Source organism: Mesorhizobium sp. B2-8-5 (assembly GCF_006440675.2).
Classification (GTDB): Bacteria; Pseudomonadota; Alphaproteobacteria; order Rhizobiales; family Rhizobiaceae; genus Mesorhizobium.
Genome location: NZ_CP083951.1, coordinates 722,219 through 734,852, shown reverse-complemented (window position 1 = coordinate 734,852; position 12,634 = coordinate 722,219). Strand labels below are relative to the sequence as shown.

Below are 12,634 nucleotides of genomic sequence, written 5' to 3'. Positions count from 1 at the left end.
TTCGGCCAACCTCCCAGGCTTGCCCTATGCAAACATCGTTCAGGCCACGACCTCGACGATCGCGGTCAGGAAGCTGGCGAGATCGTCGGTGACGAAATCGACGTCGTCCTCGTTTGCAGGGTCGCGTTCCCAGATCTCCGAAAAGGTCGGCTCGAAATTGCGCGGCACCACCAGCACGGTCGTCATGCCGAGCGTTTTCGGCACGGCCAGATTGCGCGCCAGATCCTCGAACATCACCGCATTATGTCCGGTCACCGAGTGCAATTCGGCAAAACGCTCATAGGTCTGGCGCTCCGGCTTGGGATTGAGCCCCGCCGCGACGATGTCGAAGATGGCGTCGAAATGTTCCAGTATGCCGAGCTGGCGCGCGGTGCGCTCGGCATGCCTGCGGTCGCCATTGGTGAAGATGAATTTGCGCCCGGGAAGCTGGCGGATCGCCGCGCCCAGCACCGGATCCGGCACCAGCCGCGAATAGTCGATGTCGTGCACCTTCTCGAGGAAATCGTCGGGATCGATGCCGTGCCGCTTCATCAGCCCGTTCAGCGTCGTGCCGTATTCCAGGTAGAGCTCCTTCTGCAGCTTGCGCGCCTCGTCGCGCGAAAGCGTCAGCAACTCGCCGACATAGGCGGTCATCTTGACGTCGATCTGCGCGAACAGGTTCGAGTGATGCGGATAGAGCGTGTTGTCGAGGTCGAACACCCAGTCCGTGACATGGGCAAAGCGGGCAGGATCGGGTGTCATCGTCATACGCTTCTTATGGCACGCCGGCGCGGAGGTTATCCACAACTTATGCGCGTCACGAAGTGTGAAAATGGCGTCTCACTTCAAATTTTAAAAGTCTCGGAAAGGTCGCCTTCAGCGCTTGCTGGCACAGAGGCTATCCGTTGGGAGCAAGTGATGAGTCGCATATTTTTGAGGGCCGCTGCCGTGGCGTTCGCTTCGGTCGCTGCCTCGCTGTTGTTGACGCTGATTGTGGTTCCGGCAATGGGCTTTCCGATGAGCCGCACCGTCTGGCTGGCGTCGACGGTTTGCCCGCTCGTGCTCGCCTGGGCCGCCAGCGCCAGCAGCTTCTGGCAGAGCGACCGGTTGCAGAACGCCCATCGCGAGCTTGCCCGCGCCCATGCGCAGCTTGCGGCGGCGCACAGGCGCCTGTCGGAAAAGGCAAGCCGCGACGACATGACCGGCATGCTCAACCGCGAAACCTTCTTTGCCGCGCTCGACGGGTCGCGGCGCAAGAGCGATCGCGGCGCGCTGCTCATCATCGACGCCGATCACTTCAAGAGGATCAATGACAGCTACGGTCATCTGACGGGAGACGAAGCGCTGCTTCTGATTGCCGGCGCCATCGAACGCGGCATTCGCAGCGGCGACATGCTCGGCCGCATCGGCGGCGAGGAATTCGCGGCTTTCCTGGTCGGCGCCAGCGAACCGGAAGCCAAGCATATCGCCGAGCGTATCCGCCGCGAGGTCGAGCTGATCCGCTTCCGCCCCGTCGACGAGCGGACCGTGCCGCTCACAGTCTCGATCGGCGGCATAAGCTGCGGCGAGAGCGCTACCGTTTCCGATCTGATGCGCGCCGCCGATCGCAGGCTTTACGAGGCGAAGAACCGCGGCCGCAATCTTTCGATCCTCGACCGCGAACTCCCCGAGGCGGCATGAAGCCGCGGGCGTTAGGAAAACCCTAACCATGTCCATATTCAACCGCGCTGAACGTCCGGATGTAACCCCGATTTCACCTAGGTTTGGCACGGAATTGGCCTCCTCTGCGGCATGCGTGCCGTTCAGGAACGGCATGCGTGGATCGACGCCCCTATCGAGAGACGTGTCATGAGCAGGTTCATAAGAAAAATGTCGCGCCGCGCGATCGTGCAGGCGCTGATCGCGCTGCCCGCGCTGTCGCTGTTCCGCAACCAGCCGGCCGTGGCCGACCCTGATGAAATCGTCGAGATCAATGGCTGGATCCTGCGGCGGAGCGATCTCGCATGATCTTCGACAGCTACGAAGCCTACAAGCAGGCCGGCTTCAAACCCAAGGCCTGCATCCTCGGCTCCGGTCCGGCCGGTACGACGATCGCCAGGAAGCTCGGCGCAGCCGGCATCCCGGTCGTCGTCCTGGAGGCGGGTTCGCGCGAATTCAGCGAAGAGTCGCAGGATTTCTATCGCGGCAGGACGGTCGGCGATTTCTATTTCGACCTCGACATCACCAGGCTGCGCTTCATGGGCGGCTCATCCAACCATTGGGCCGGCTGGTGCCGCGTGCTCGACAGCCAAGATTTCGAGCCCAAGGCCTGGGCGCCGGACACCGGCTGGCCGATCAGTCGCGCCGACATCGAACCCTATCTGCCGGAAGTCCACGACATCCTCGAGCTTCCCGACTTCCGCCCCGATGTGCCGGTTTCGGACGACATCCGCTGGGTGCAGTTGATCAAGAGCCCGGCAGTGCGCTTCGGTGAGAAGTTCGCCGACGAACTCGACAAGAGCAAGAACATCGCCGTCGTGCTCAACACCTACGCGACCGAGCTTACCGGCGACGGCAAGCGCGTCACCGGCGCGAAGCTCTGGTCGAACGGGCAGGACGCCGGCACCTTTGGCGCGGACTATTTCGTCACCTGCACCGGCGGGCTGGAAAACTCGCGGCTGCTGTTATGGTCGAATGAGCGCTCGAATGGCGGCGTGGTGCCGAACGCGACGGCGCTCGGCCGCTACTGGATGGAGCATCCGACCTTCGAGGGCGGCAATGCCATCCTCGCCAATTACTCAGAGTTCGAGGTCGACGCCTCGAACGAAGCCTTCTTCTCGCCGACGCTTGCCGCGATGGAGCGGCTGCAGATCATGAATTTCGGCATCCGGCTGATCGAGTCGCCTTATCCCAATGTCAAGAAGCTGATCGCCGATCTCGCCTGCACCGCGCCCAACATGGCGGAGTGGATGTCGTCCCAGCTGGACCAAAGGCTGCACTGCGCGGCCCAGCTTTACGTCGCCTGGGAACAGGCGCCGCTTGCCTCCAACCAGATCGAGCTGTCGAAGGTCGATGTCGACCACGCCGGCGTGCCGCGCATCGAATTGCATTGGAAGAAGTCGCCGCTCGAGCGCCGCACGCTGCTCGAAGGCCTGAAGCTTTTCGGCACGACCATGGCGCAGAAGAATCTCGGCCGCGTCCGCATCGACGACTGGATCAGCAATGGCGACGATTACCCGACCAATGAGGAAACGGCCGGCCACCACCACATGGGCGGCACCCGCATGGGCACCGATGTCTTGAAAAGCGTCGTCGACGCCAATTGCAAGGTGCACGGCATGGACAATCTCTATGTCGGCGGCTCCTCGGTGTTCTGCACCTCCGGCCAGTGCAACCCGACGACGACCATCACCGCGCTCGCTTGCCGCCTGGGCGAGCACCTCGGCAAGGTGATCGTCGTCTGATCTACCGAAAAGACCGGCTTGGCCGATGCAAAGCGGCCCAGCCGCCTGTCAGCGGCTGAACCGCCCTGAATGTCGGTTGGGCGAAAACCGACCTCAGACCGTGGCCGGGTCGAGCGCCGGCTGACCCTTGAACCGCGCCACGATGCCGGCGAGGTCGCCATGGGCGAAAGCATCGCGCAGCGCATCGAAGGACGGCAGCACGAAATAGGCGCGCTGGAACTTGTCGATCTCATAGCCGGTGCGCATCACCGTCGCGAGGTCGAACGGCACGTGGTGGGCATCCTTGCTCTCGACCGCGAATTGCAGCTCGGTGAAGGACGACATCAGCCCGGCGCCGAAGGCCTTCAGCGGCTGCCCGGCTTCCTGGATGAGGCCGTATTCGGCGCTGTACCAGTAGAGCCTTGTGATCATCTCGTCGCCGCCCAGCGCAATGACGTCCTCGGCCTTCTCGCCATACATCTGCATGAAATCGGCGAACACCGGCTGGGTCAGGATCGGCACATGGCCGAAGAAGTCGTGGAACATGTCCGGCTCGACGATATAGTCGAGCTCTTTCTTCGTCCGCAGCCAGTTGGTGACAGGGAAGCGGCGATTGGCGAGGTGATCGAAGAAAGGGCCGGCTGGGATCAGGCCGGGCACGGTGACGATTTCCCAGCCCGTCAGCCTGGTGAGCTTTTCGCTGACCTCGTCGAAATCCGGAATCCTGTCGAGCAGGCCGAGCGCGGCGACACCATCCAGATAGGAGTGGTGCGCGAGCTTCTGGGTCAGCTTCGTCTGGCGGTCGCACAGCGTGCGCCACACCGCCTGTTCCTCGGCTGAATAGTCGTAGCCCTGCGCCACGGTGAAATCGCTGCGGCAGACCGAATAGTCGCCGCGAAGGCCCTGTGCCGCGCATTCGGCGGCGTAATCGGCAACGCTGATCGTCATCATATCCTCCTCGAGGTCGTTATCCGCGGATCGTGGAGAGGAGTTTAGGAGCGAACGCTGAGGTAAATCCGCCTTGTTTGTGGCTCGTCAGCTGATTTCGAGGTAAAAGAACTCAGATAAACGTGAGATCGACAAAACATGCCTCAATTCGATGATTTCGAGATAAGGATGCTCGATATCCTGCAGCGCGACGGCCGCAAGCCCGTCTCGGAGCTGGCGCAGGAAATCGGGCTATCGACCACGCCCTGCGCTCGCCGCTTCGAGGCGCTGCAGGAAACCGGCATCATCAAGGGTTTTGCCGCCGTGCTCAGCCGCCGCGCCGTCGGGCTCACGGTCGAGGTGTTCATCCAGGTGCGGCTGGTCAGCCACAGCGACGGCTCGCCTGAAAGCTTCATCGCCGCCGTGCAGCGCATGGACGAAGTCTCGTCCTGCTGGACGATGACCGGCGACCACGATTTCCTGCTGCATGTCATGGTGCCGTCGGTGGACGAGCTCAATGCCTTCGTCATGCACCGGCTGATGCGCCTGCCCGGCGTGCGCGACGTGCACACGCAACTGGTGCTGCAGAACATCAAGGGCCCCGGCCACGTGCCGCTCAGTCACCTGCGGCGCTGACGCAATTCCAAGAAAAGTGCGACGTGGTTTTCCGTCCGGAATTGCGTCCACGCAAAAAGCAATTCCAGGAAAAGTGTGAGGCGTTTAGGCTCGGCAACTTCGCCGTAGCCCTCCGTCCGGAATTGCTTCAGAACAAAACTTCTCCCGAAAAGCTGCGTGGAAACTGCTGAACCGCGCCAAAGCGGCTTCGACATCGCCGACTAGCACAAGCGGACCAACGCAAGAGGTCCGCCATGAATATCGTGCTGATCAATCCGCCGCACACGGCCATCGGCAGCCGCGTGCCCGACGATCATTTGCCGCCGCTCGGGCTGCTGGCGATCGGCGGCCCGCTGATCGATTCCGGCCATCAGGTCCGGCTGGTCGATGCCGAGTTCGGTCCGATGCCGCTTGCCGTGCTGGTCGACGAGGCCCTGCGCGACGATCCGGATTTCGTCCTGATCGGCCATTCCGGCTCGACCTCGGCGCACCCGACCGCCTTGAAGATCGCCGAAACGATCAAGGGCCGCGCACCGGGCGTCATCGTCATCTATGGCGGCGTCTTCCCGACCTATCATTGGCGCGACATCCTGGCGGCGACGGACGTCTTCGATTTCATCGTGCGCGGCGAGGGCGAGGCGACCGCGACGGCGCTGGTCGAGGCGATCGAGATGCGCCAGCCGGTGGCGAGCGTCGCCGGCATCGCCTATCGCGACGACCTCGGCCTTCCCGTCGCGACCCAGGCGGCCATGACGATCGCCGATCTCGACGCCTGGCGCGTCGGCTGGGAGCTGATCGATCATCGCCGCTACTCCTATTGGGGCGGCAAGCGGGCCGTGGTCATGCAGTTCTCGCGCGGCTGCCCCCATCTGTGCAACTATTGCGGCCAACGCGGCTTCTGGACCCGCTGGCGCCACCGCGACTCCATCAAATTCGCCAGGGAGATCGCCTGGCTCCATCGTGAGCACGGCGTCGAACTGATCAACCTGGCGGACGAGAACCCGACCTCCTCGAAGAAGGCCTGGCGCGCCTTTCTCGACGCCATGATCGCCGAGAACGTCCCGGTGCTGATCGTCGGCTCGACCCGCGCCGACGACATCGTGCGCGATGCCGATATCCTGCACCTTTATCGCAGGGCTGGCGTCATCCGTTGGCTGCTGGGCATGGAGAACACCGACGAGGAGACGCTGTCGCTGATCCGCAAGGGTGGCAGCACCAAATCCGACCGCGAGGCGATCCGGCTGCTCAGGCGACACGGCATCCTGTCGATGGCGACCTGGGTCGCCGGCTTCGAGGACGAGACCTTGCGCGATCTCTGGCGCGGCTTCCGCCAGCTCATCGCTTACGATCCGGACCAGATCCAGGCGCTCTATGTCACGCCGCATCGCTGGACGCCGTTCTTCCGCATCGCCAGCGACCGCAAGGTGATCCAGAAGGACGTGCGCCTCTGGGACTACAAGCACCAGGTGTTGCACATGACCCGGCTGAAACCCTGGATGCTGTTCTTCGCGGTCAAGCTGATCGAAGTCGCGGTGCAGTCGCGGCCGAAGGCACTGGCGCGCATCCTCTTCCACCCCGATCCCGAGCAGCGCCATTCGATGCGCTGGTACACGAAGATGGGGCGTCGCGTCTGGTTCCGTGAGGTCTGGGGTTTTCTCGCCCGCGATGGCCGCGTCACGGACGGCCCAACGCTTGCTGAGTTCTGGGGCGCGCCACAGGACGCCGAGGAAGAATCGATGATCGTCAGGCGGCCGGTCCGCAGGCCGGCCTTGCCTGCTATCGAAGTCCGAGCCGAGGCGGTGAAAAAAGATTAGCCGGCTGATTATGCAAGTTCACCGTTTCATGAAAACGGTGAACTTGCCCTTGTTACGGAACAATCAGCGTGCCGGCGCCGTGCTCGGTGAAGAGCTCCAGCAGCACCGAATGCGGCGTCTTGCCGTTGAGGATGACGACGCCTTCGACCCCGCGCTCGATCGCCTCGATGCAGGTCTCGACCTTCGGGATCATACCGCCGGAAACCGTGCCGTCCTTGATCAGCGCCCTGGCTTCGGCGACCGTCAGCTCGTCGATCAGCTTCTTGTTCTTGTCGAGCACGCCGGGCACGTCGGTGAGGAAGAGCAGGCGCGAGGCGCGGCATGCGCCCGCGATGGCGCCCGCAAACGTGTCGGCATTGATGTTGTAGGTGTGGCCGTCGCGGCCCGGCGCGACCGGCGCCAGCACCGGGATCATTTCGGAGCGCGCCAGAAGATCGAGCAGCGTGCGGTCGACCTCGACCGGCTCGCCGACGAAGCCCAAATCCAGCACACGTTCGATGTTGGAATCCGGATCGATCATGGTCTTGCGCGCCTTTTCGGCGAACACCATGTTGCCGTCCTTGCCGCAGAGCCCGATCGCCCACTCGCCCTCGGCGTTGATCAGCGCCACGATCTCCTTGTTGATCGAGCCGGCCAGCACCATCTCGACGATCTCGACCGTCTTCTGGTCGGTAACGCGCAGGCCGCCCTCGAACTTGGATTCGATGCCCATCTTGCTGAGCATCGCGCCGATCTGCGGCCCGCCGCCATGCACGACGATCGGGTTGACGCCGGACTGTTTCAACAGCGCGATATCGCGGGCGAACGCCTTGCCGAGCTCGGTATCGCCCATGGCATGCCCGCCATATTTCACCACCACCGTCTTGTTCTCGTAGCGTTGCATATAGGGCAGCGCGCGCGAAAGCAGCGCGGCCTGCATTTCGGCGGTGGCGGCGATGTCCGTCATCGATTGGTTCCCGGCTTCTAGGAAAGGACGGCGGCGTCTTAGCGGGTATTGCGGCGTGTCGCAAACAGCTTTGCGGTCACAATGACGAAATCTGCTAGTTCCCCAGCACAGTGATTTTGACGCGCAGGCCGTATCTGTGTTGGTAGGTGGCATGCCTTGGAGATTGGCCGAAACGGCCCAACCTCGTCATCCACGGGCGGAGCAAGGAGCGAAGCGACGCGCGCAGACCCGAGGATCCATTCCGTGACGCATGAGCGCCGCAACGGTGCAGAATTCTGCTCTGCTGCAGTCTACGATCAAGGTCACGGCATGGTTCCAGGGTCTCCGCGATGCCGCATCGCGGCTGCTCCGCCCTGGAATGACGAGGTCGGAAGGCTTCGGCCAATTCGCAGCGTTTGCGCTGATCCCACCGAAATGACGATGACAATCTTACCGTGATAAGTGGCAGTTTTCAAAATCCCTGCGCAGAACCACCAGGCACTTTCAGCGGCGCCCGCCGCTTCAGCCAACCCGAAAGCTTCTCCATCTGCGCAGCGAAGGACAAAAGCGTCTCCTCGTCGCCGGGCCGGCCGGCTGCCTGGATGCCGAGCGGCAGGCCGTCCGCGGTGACATGCACCGGCAGCGCGATCGACGGCTGCCCGCTGACATTCTGGATCGCCGGCCAGTGGGTGAACCAAAGGCTCTTGTCCATCAGCTGGCCGAACAGCGCCTTGACCTTGAGCAGGCGGGTGAGATGCAATTTGTCGAGCAGGTTCTCGACGAATTCGTCGGCGCCTTTGGGGTCCATCGAACCGCAGGCCAAAGGCGGATGCGCGATGATCGGCATCAGCACGGCGTCGAAGCGCGCGGTCTCTTCGATCAGCCGCCGCGCCGTGGCGTTGAGCCGCTGCACGCCCTCATAGATTTCGCCGGCGGACAGCATTTCGCCGAGACGTGCGAGAACGCGGGTCGCACGCTCGACCTCGCCGGTCACCGGGCGGCCGACGCGCTGCGCCTCGCCCCGGATCGTGCCGGCAACGGCAGAAGCGACCGTCTTGCAGAAATCGGAAATGAAATCGCGGCCGATGAAAGGCAGGTCGATCTCTTCCACGGTGTGGCCGCCTTCGCGCGCCAGCGCCACCGCGGTGTCGAGCGCCTGGAGCGTTTCGGCCGAGATCGGCAGGCCGAGCGGCGACTTGCGGTAGACGGCGAGGGTGAGCTTGCCCGGGTCGCGCGCCGCGGCGACCGCGAAGAAACCCTGCGGCGCGCGCGCCGCGTAAGGCGAGAGCGGATCGGCGCCGTGGGTGAGGTCGAGCAGAAGCGCCGTATCGCGCACCGAGCGGCTGACGGCATGGTCGACCACCATGCCGTACCAGCTTTCGCTGACGAGCGGCGTCAGCGGCACGCGCCCGCGCGAGGTCTTCAAGCCGACCAGCCCGCTGCAGGCGGAGGGCACGCGGATCGAGCCGCCGCCGTCGGAAGCGTGCGCCGCCGGCACCACGCCCGCGGCGACGAGCGCCGCCGATCCGCCCGATGAGCCGCCGGTCGTGTGGCCGGTGTTCCAGGGATTGCGGGTGATGCCGAAGCGGACCGACTCCGTCATCAGCCTCAGCCCATGCTCGGGCGAGGTGCTGGTGGCGATCGGGATCAGGCCGGCTGCAAGATAACGCTCGACCATCACCGAACTGAAATCGGCCGTGAAGGGCGGGATGCGGCTGCCGCCGTGGATCGGTACGCCCTTGAGGCCGATGCCGAGGTCCTTGAGTGCGAACGGCACGCCGGCCAGTGGCAGCGTGCGGTCGATGGTCTTCGCCCGTGCCCGCGCTGCCTCGTAAAGCGGCGTGGCGATGGCGTTGATGTCGGGCCGTGTCGCCTCGGCGCGCGCGATCGCCGCGTCGACCAGGTCGGGCGGCGAGATTTCATTCCTGTGCACGAGGTCGGCGAGACCGGTCGCATCCCGCTCCCAAAGCACGTGTTCAATCGACATCGCCGCCCCTCTTTTGGCGAAGACTATCTCATGAGCCTGCAAATCGGTATCGGGATTCGACAAGCCAATGGCACGACAAACCTTGGGGTGACCAAGCTCTCGGCGCCCGTTGCAAATAAATCGCAACCTTCTAATTTGCCTGCATGGCGCCGCAGGACATCAGCAAGCTGATCGTCCGGACTTCGATGAAGGACCGGGCAGCGTTCGATCTGCTCTACAAGCAGACCAGCGCGAAACTTTTCGGTGTCTGCCTTCGTGTATTGCGGGACAGGGGAGATGCGGAAGAAGCGCTGCAGGAGGTCTTCGTCAAAATCTGGATGAAGGCGGATCGTTTCGCGGTTTCCGATCTGAGCCCGATTTCCTGGCTGGTGGCTGTTGCGCGCAACCATGCGATTGATCGCATCCGGGCGCGGCGCAGCCCTTCTGCCAACATCGATACGGCCTTCGAAGTCGCCGATCCGACGCCGGGACCTGAGGCCATGGCAGTGGCGGCCGGCGAGGCCGAACGCATCTACCATTGCCTTGACGAGCTGGAACAAGACCGGGCGGCGGCCGTCCGGGGCGCCTATTTGAGCGGCGAAAGCTATGCCGAGCTGGCGGAGCGCTTCAAGGTTCCGCTGAACACGATGCGGACTTGGCTGCGGCGAAGCCTGCTCAAACTTAGAGAATGCCTGGAAAGATGACGCTGGCGGAAGACAACGGACCGGAACATGGAGGCGACGAGCTGCTCGCCGCCGAATACGTTCTCGGCGTTTTGGCGGCCGACGAACGCCAGATCGCGTCCCGCCGCATCGACGCCGAGACGGCGTTCGCCCGCCTGGTCGATGCCTGGGAAGCCCACTTCACGCCGATGGCTGCCGCCTATGCCGCGGTCGAGCCGCCGGCTTCGATCAAGGCGGCGATCGACCGCCGCCTGTTCGCGTCGTCCGCATCCACGCCCACGGCGCCCAGCGCCGGCCTGTGGGCGAGCCTGGCCTTCTGGCGCGGCCTCGCCGCGGCGGCCATCGCCGCCTTGGCCGTCTATGTCGCCCTGCCTTATGTCAGCCCGCCGGTCCAGCCGCCCGAGACCAGGTTGGTCGCGTCACTCGCCGCCGACAACAGCAACGTCAAATACCTTGCCGTCTATGACGCCGCCCGCCACGAGGTCGGCCTGTCGCTGATCTCCGGCGATCGCGGCGCCGGCAAGGATTTCGAATTGTGGATGATCGAAGGCAAGAACGCGCCGGTCTCGATGGGCGTCATCCCCGCCGGCCCGACCGCACGCATGGCGGTCACGGCGGCCGTCCAGCAGAAGCTGGCGCAAGGCGCCGTGCTCGCCGTCAGTCTCGAGCCTTCGGGCGGTTCGCCGACCGGTCAGCCGACCGGTCCGGTCGTCGCCGCGGGTGACCTGAAGGGCATCTGATCTCAGGCGACATGGTCTCAAAGACTGATTAAAGTCTATCGCTTGCCTTCGGCAATCGGCGGAAGTTCGCTGTCGCCACAGGCGGTGTTAGAGAAACTAATCGAAAGAAAAAATCTCTCGACGCTCGTGAAACTAATTTTTTTCACATCCGTATCTCCTTTCGTTCCCACTGGCGGGAAGAAAACAACCCGAGGAGACTTATACCATGCGTAAATTCGCCATCCTTTTGCTTGCCTCCACGATCGGCCTTTCCGCGCTCGGCGCCGTTGCCTATGCCGCCAATCCGATGGTCGGCGGTGCGGCCATGTACGCCAAGAAGAACATCATCGAGAACGCCGTCAATTCGAAGGACCACACCACGCTGGTCGCTGCCGTCAAGGCTGCCGGCCTGGTCGATACGCTGCAGACCCCCGGTCCGTTCACCGTCTTCGCGCCGACCAACGAAGCCTTTGCGGCGCTTCCCGCGGGCACCGTCGAAACGCTGCTCAAGCCCGAAAACAAGGACAAGCTGACCAAGATACTCACCTGCCATGTCATCGCCGCCAAGGCGCTGGCCGCCGATGTCGCCAAGATGGCCAAGGCCGATGGCGGCGCGCACCAGGTCAAGACGGTCGGCGGCTGCGAGCTGACGCTGAAGTCGCAAAAGGGCAAGGTCACCGTCACCGACGAGAACGGCAATGTCGCCAACGTCACCATCGCCGATGTCCGCCAGTCGAACGGCGTCATCCACGTCATCGACAAGGTTCTCTTGCCGAAGATGTAACAAAGCGGACCTGGCCGGCGAAGACATGGCTGAGCGCCGGCCGCGACATCCAAGATCCGCGTCGCCGGCAAGGGTGTGCTCCGCGCTGTCCCGAAAGGGGGCGCGGAGCGGCAATTCCAGCAAGGCGCCACGCGGTTTCCGTCTGGAATTGCTCAACATGACGGATAGGGCGTCACCGGCTTTTGATTTCCGGGCGGCGCTCTATCTTGGCAAAATGCGTCAGGAGGAACGGCCATGAACCGTCGCGATTTTCTCTGGAGCGGGGCTGCCGCCACCGCTCTCATCGTCGGATCCGGGGCGATGCTGCGCGCCGGCGGACCGAAACCCGCTCTTGCCGCCGAAACCTTCGAGGTCACAAAGACCGATGCCGAGTGGCACGCCATCCTTTCGGACGAGGCCTTCGACGTGCTGCGCAAAGAGGGCACCGAATATCCCGGCACCAGCCCGCTGCTCAACGAGCATCGCAAGGGCATCTTCGCCTGCGCCGGCTGCGACCTGCCGGTCTATTCGTCGGAGACCAAATTCGATTCCGGCACCGGCTGGCCGAGCTTCTACCAGGAAATCGCCAACTCCATCGGCAAGACCGTGGACAATTCTCTCGGCATGACCCGCACCGAGGTCCACTGCCGCCGCTGCGGCGGCCATCTCGGCCATGTCTTCGACGATGGGCCGCCGCCCACAGGCCTGCGCCATTGCATCAACGGCGTGGCGCTGAGCTTCAAGCCGGCCGCCGCCTGAGCAAATCCAGTCCTGCCGAAAAGAATGACCCCGGAAATCGTCGCCGATTTCCGGGGTCACGC

The 12,634-nt window shown here is 63.7% G+C and carries 13 protein-coding genes; 9 read left to right on the top strand and 4 right to left on the bottom strand.

Annotated elements, in window-relative coordinates; all coding sequences use genetic code 11:
- Positions 1–39: 39 nt before the first annotated feature.
- Entirely contained in the window at positions 40–747 is a 708-nt protein-coding gene (locus FJ430_RS03430) for a pyrimidine 5'-nucleotidase (protein WP_140641931.1), read from the bottom strand.
- Between the two features lie 150 nt (positions 748–897).
- On the opposite strand from FJ430_RS03430, the gene FJ430_RS03425 reads away from it, so the two are divergent.
- The 3 genes from FJ430_RS03425 to FJ430_RS03415 all read left to right on the top strand — a co-directional run bounded on the left by FJ430_RS03425 (position 898) and on the right by FJ430_RS03415 (position 3,422).
- Positions 898–1,659 (top strand): GGDEF domain-containing protein, encoded by a 762-nt coding sequence (locus tag FJ430_RS03425; protein WP_140641929.1) that lies wholly within the window; start codon positions 898–900, stop codon positions 1,657–1,659.
- Between the two features lie 168 nt (positions 1,660–1,827).
- Complete coding sequence (locus tag FJ430_RS03420; RefSeq protein ID WP_181166880.1) at positions 1,828–1,986, top strand: hypothetical protein; 159 nt, start codon at positions 1,828–1,830, stop codon at positions 1,984–1,986.
- On the top strand, positions 1,983–3,422 hold the full coding sequence (locus FJ430_RS03415) for a GMC oxidoreductase (protein WP_140708608.1): 1,440 nt from the start codon (positions 1,983–1,985) through the stop codon (positions 3,420–3,422). Before FJ430_RS03420 ends, FJ430_RS03415 begins: the two co-directional genes overlap by 4 nt.
- A 93-nt stretch (positions 3,423–3,515) precedes the next feature.
- Here FJ430_RS03415 and phhA read toward each other — a convergent pair whose 3' ends face one another.
- Positions 3,516–4,352, bottom strand: coding sequence for a phenylalanine 4-monooxygenase (phhA, locus tag FJ430_RS03410; protein ID WP_140708606.1), 837 nt, complete (start codon positions 4,350–4,352; stop codon positions 3,516–3,518).
- Positions 4,353–4,487: 135 nt separating this feature from the next.
- Here phhA and FJ430_RS03405 point away from each other — a divergent pair, with 135 nt between their 5' ends.
- Positions 4,488–4,964: an Lrp/AsnC family transcriptional regulator gene (locus tag FJ430_RS03405; protein ID WP_140708604.1), complete on the top strand. Its 477-nt coding sequence runs from the start codon at positions 4,488–4,490 to the stop codon at positions 4,962–4,964.
- A 233-nt stretch (positions 4,965–5,197) separates the two neighbouring features.
- A complete protein-coding gene (gene bchE, locus FJ430_RS03400) occupies positions 5,198–6,757 on the top strand; it encodes a magnesium-protoporphyrin IX monomethyl ester anaerobic oxidative cyclase (protein ID WP_140708599.1) in 1,560 nt (519 codons plus the stop codon).
- 52 nt (positions 6,758–6,809) lie between these two features.
- Here bchE and argB read toward each other — a convergent pair whose 3' ends face one another.
- Both argB and FJ430_RS03390 read right to left on the bottom strand, forming a co-directional pair.
- On the bottom strand, positions 6,810–7,703 hold the full coding sequence (argB, locus tag FJ430_RS03395; RefSeq protein ID WP_140708597.1) for an acetylglutamate kinase: 894 nt from the start codon (positions 7,701–7,703) through the stop codon (positions 6,810–6,812).
- Positions 7,704–8,154: 451 nt separating this feature from the next.
- The gene (locus FJ430_RS03390) at positions 8,155–9,669 is read right to left on the bottom strand and encodes an amidase (protein ID WP_140708595.1); all 1,515 of its coding nucleotides are present in this window, start codon (positions 9,667–9,669) and stop codon (positions 8,155–8,157) included.
- Between the two features lie 143 nt (positions 9,670–9,812).
- On the opposite strand from FJ430_RS03390, the gene FJ430_RS03385 reads away from it, so the two are divergent.
- From FJ430_RS03385 to msrB, 4 genes are all read left to right on the top strand, one after another.
- Positions 9,813–10,352, top strand: coding sequence for a sigma-70 family RNA polymerase sigma factor (locus FJ430_RS03385; protein ID WP_140708593.1), 540 nt, complete (start codon positions 9,813–9,815; stop codon positions 10,350–10,352).
- Positions 10,349–11,071 (top strand): anti-sigma factor domain-containing protein, encoded by a 723-nt coding sequence (locus FJ430_RS03380; RefSeq protein WP_140708591.1) that lies wholly within the window; start codon positions 10,349–10,351, stop codon positions 11,069–11,071. The genes FJ430_RS03385 and FJ430_RS03380 overlap by 4 nt, the downstream gene beginning before the upstream one ends.
- A 205-nt stretch (positions 11,072–11,276) precedes the next feature.
- Positions 11,277–11,834 carry a fasciclin domain-containing protein gene (locus FJ430_RS03375; RefSeq protein WP_140708589.1) on the top strand — a complete coding sequence of 186 codons (558 nt, stop codon included), beginning with the start codon at positions 11,277–11,279 and terminating at the stop codon, positions 11,832–11,834.
- Positions 11,835–12,068: 234 nt separating this feature from the next.
- The gene (gene msrB, locus FJ430_RS03370; protein ID WP_140654515.1) at positions 12,069–12,572 is read left to right on the top strand and encodes a peptide-methionine (R)-S-oxide reductase MsrB; all 504 of its coding nucleotides are present in this window, start codon (positions 12,069–12,071) and stop codon (positions 12,570–12,572) included.
- Positions 12,573–12,634: the final 62 nt, after the last annotated feature.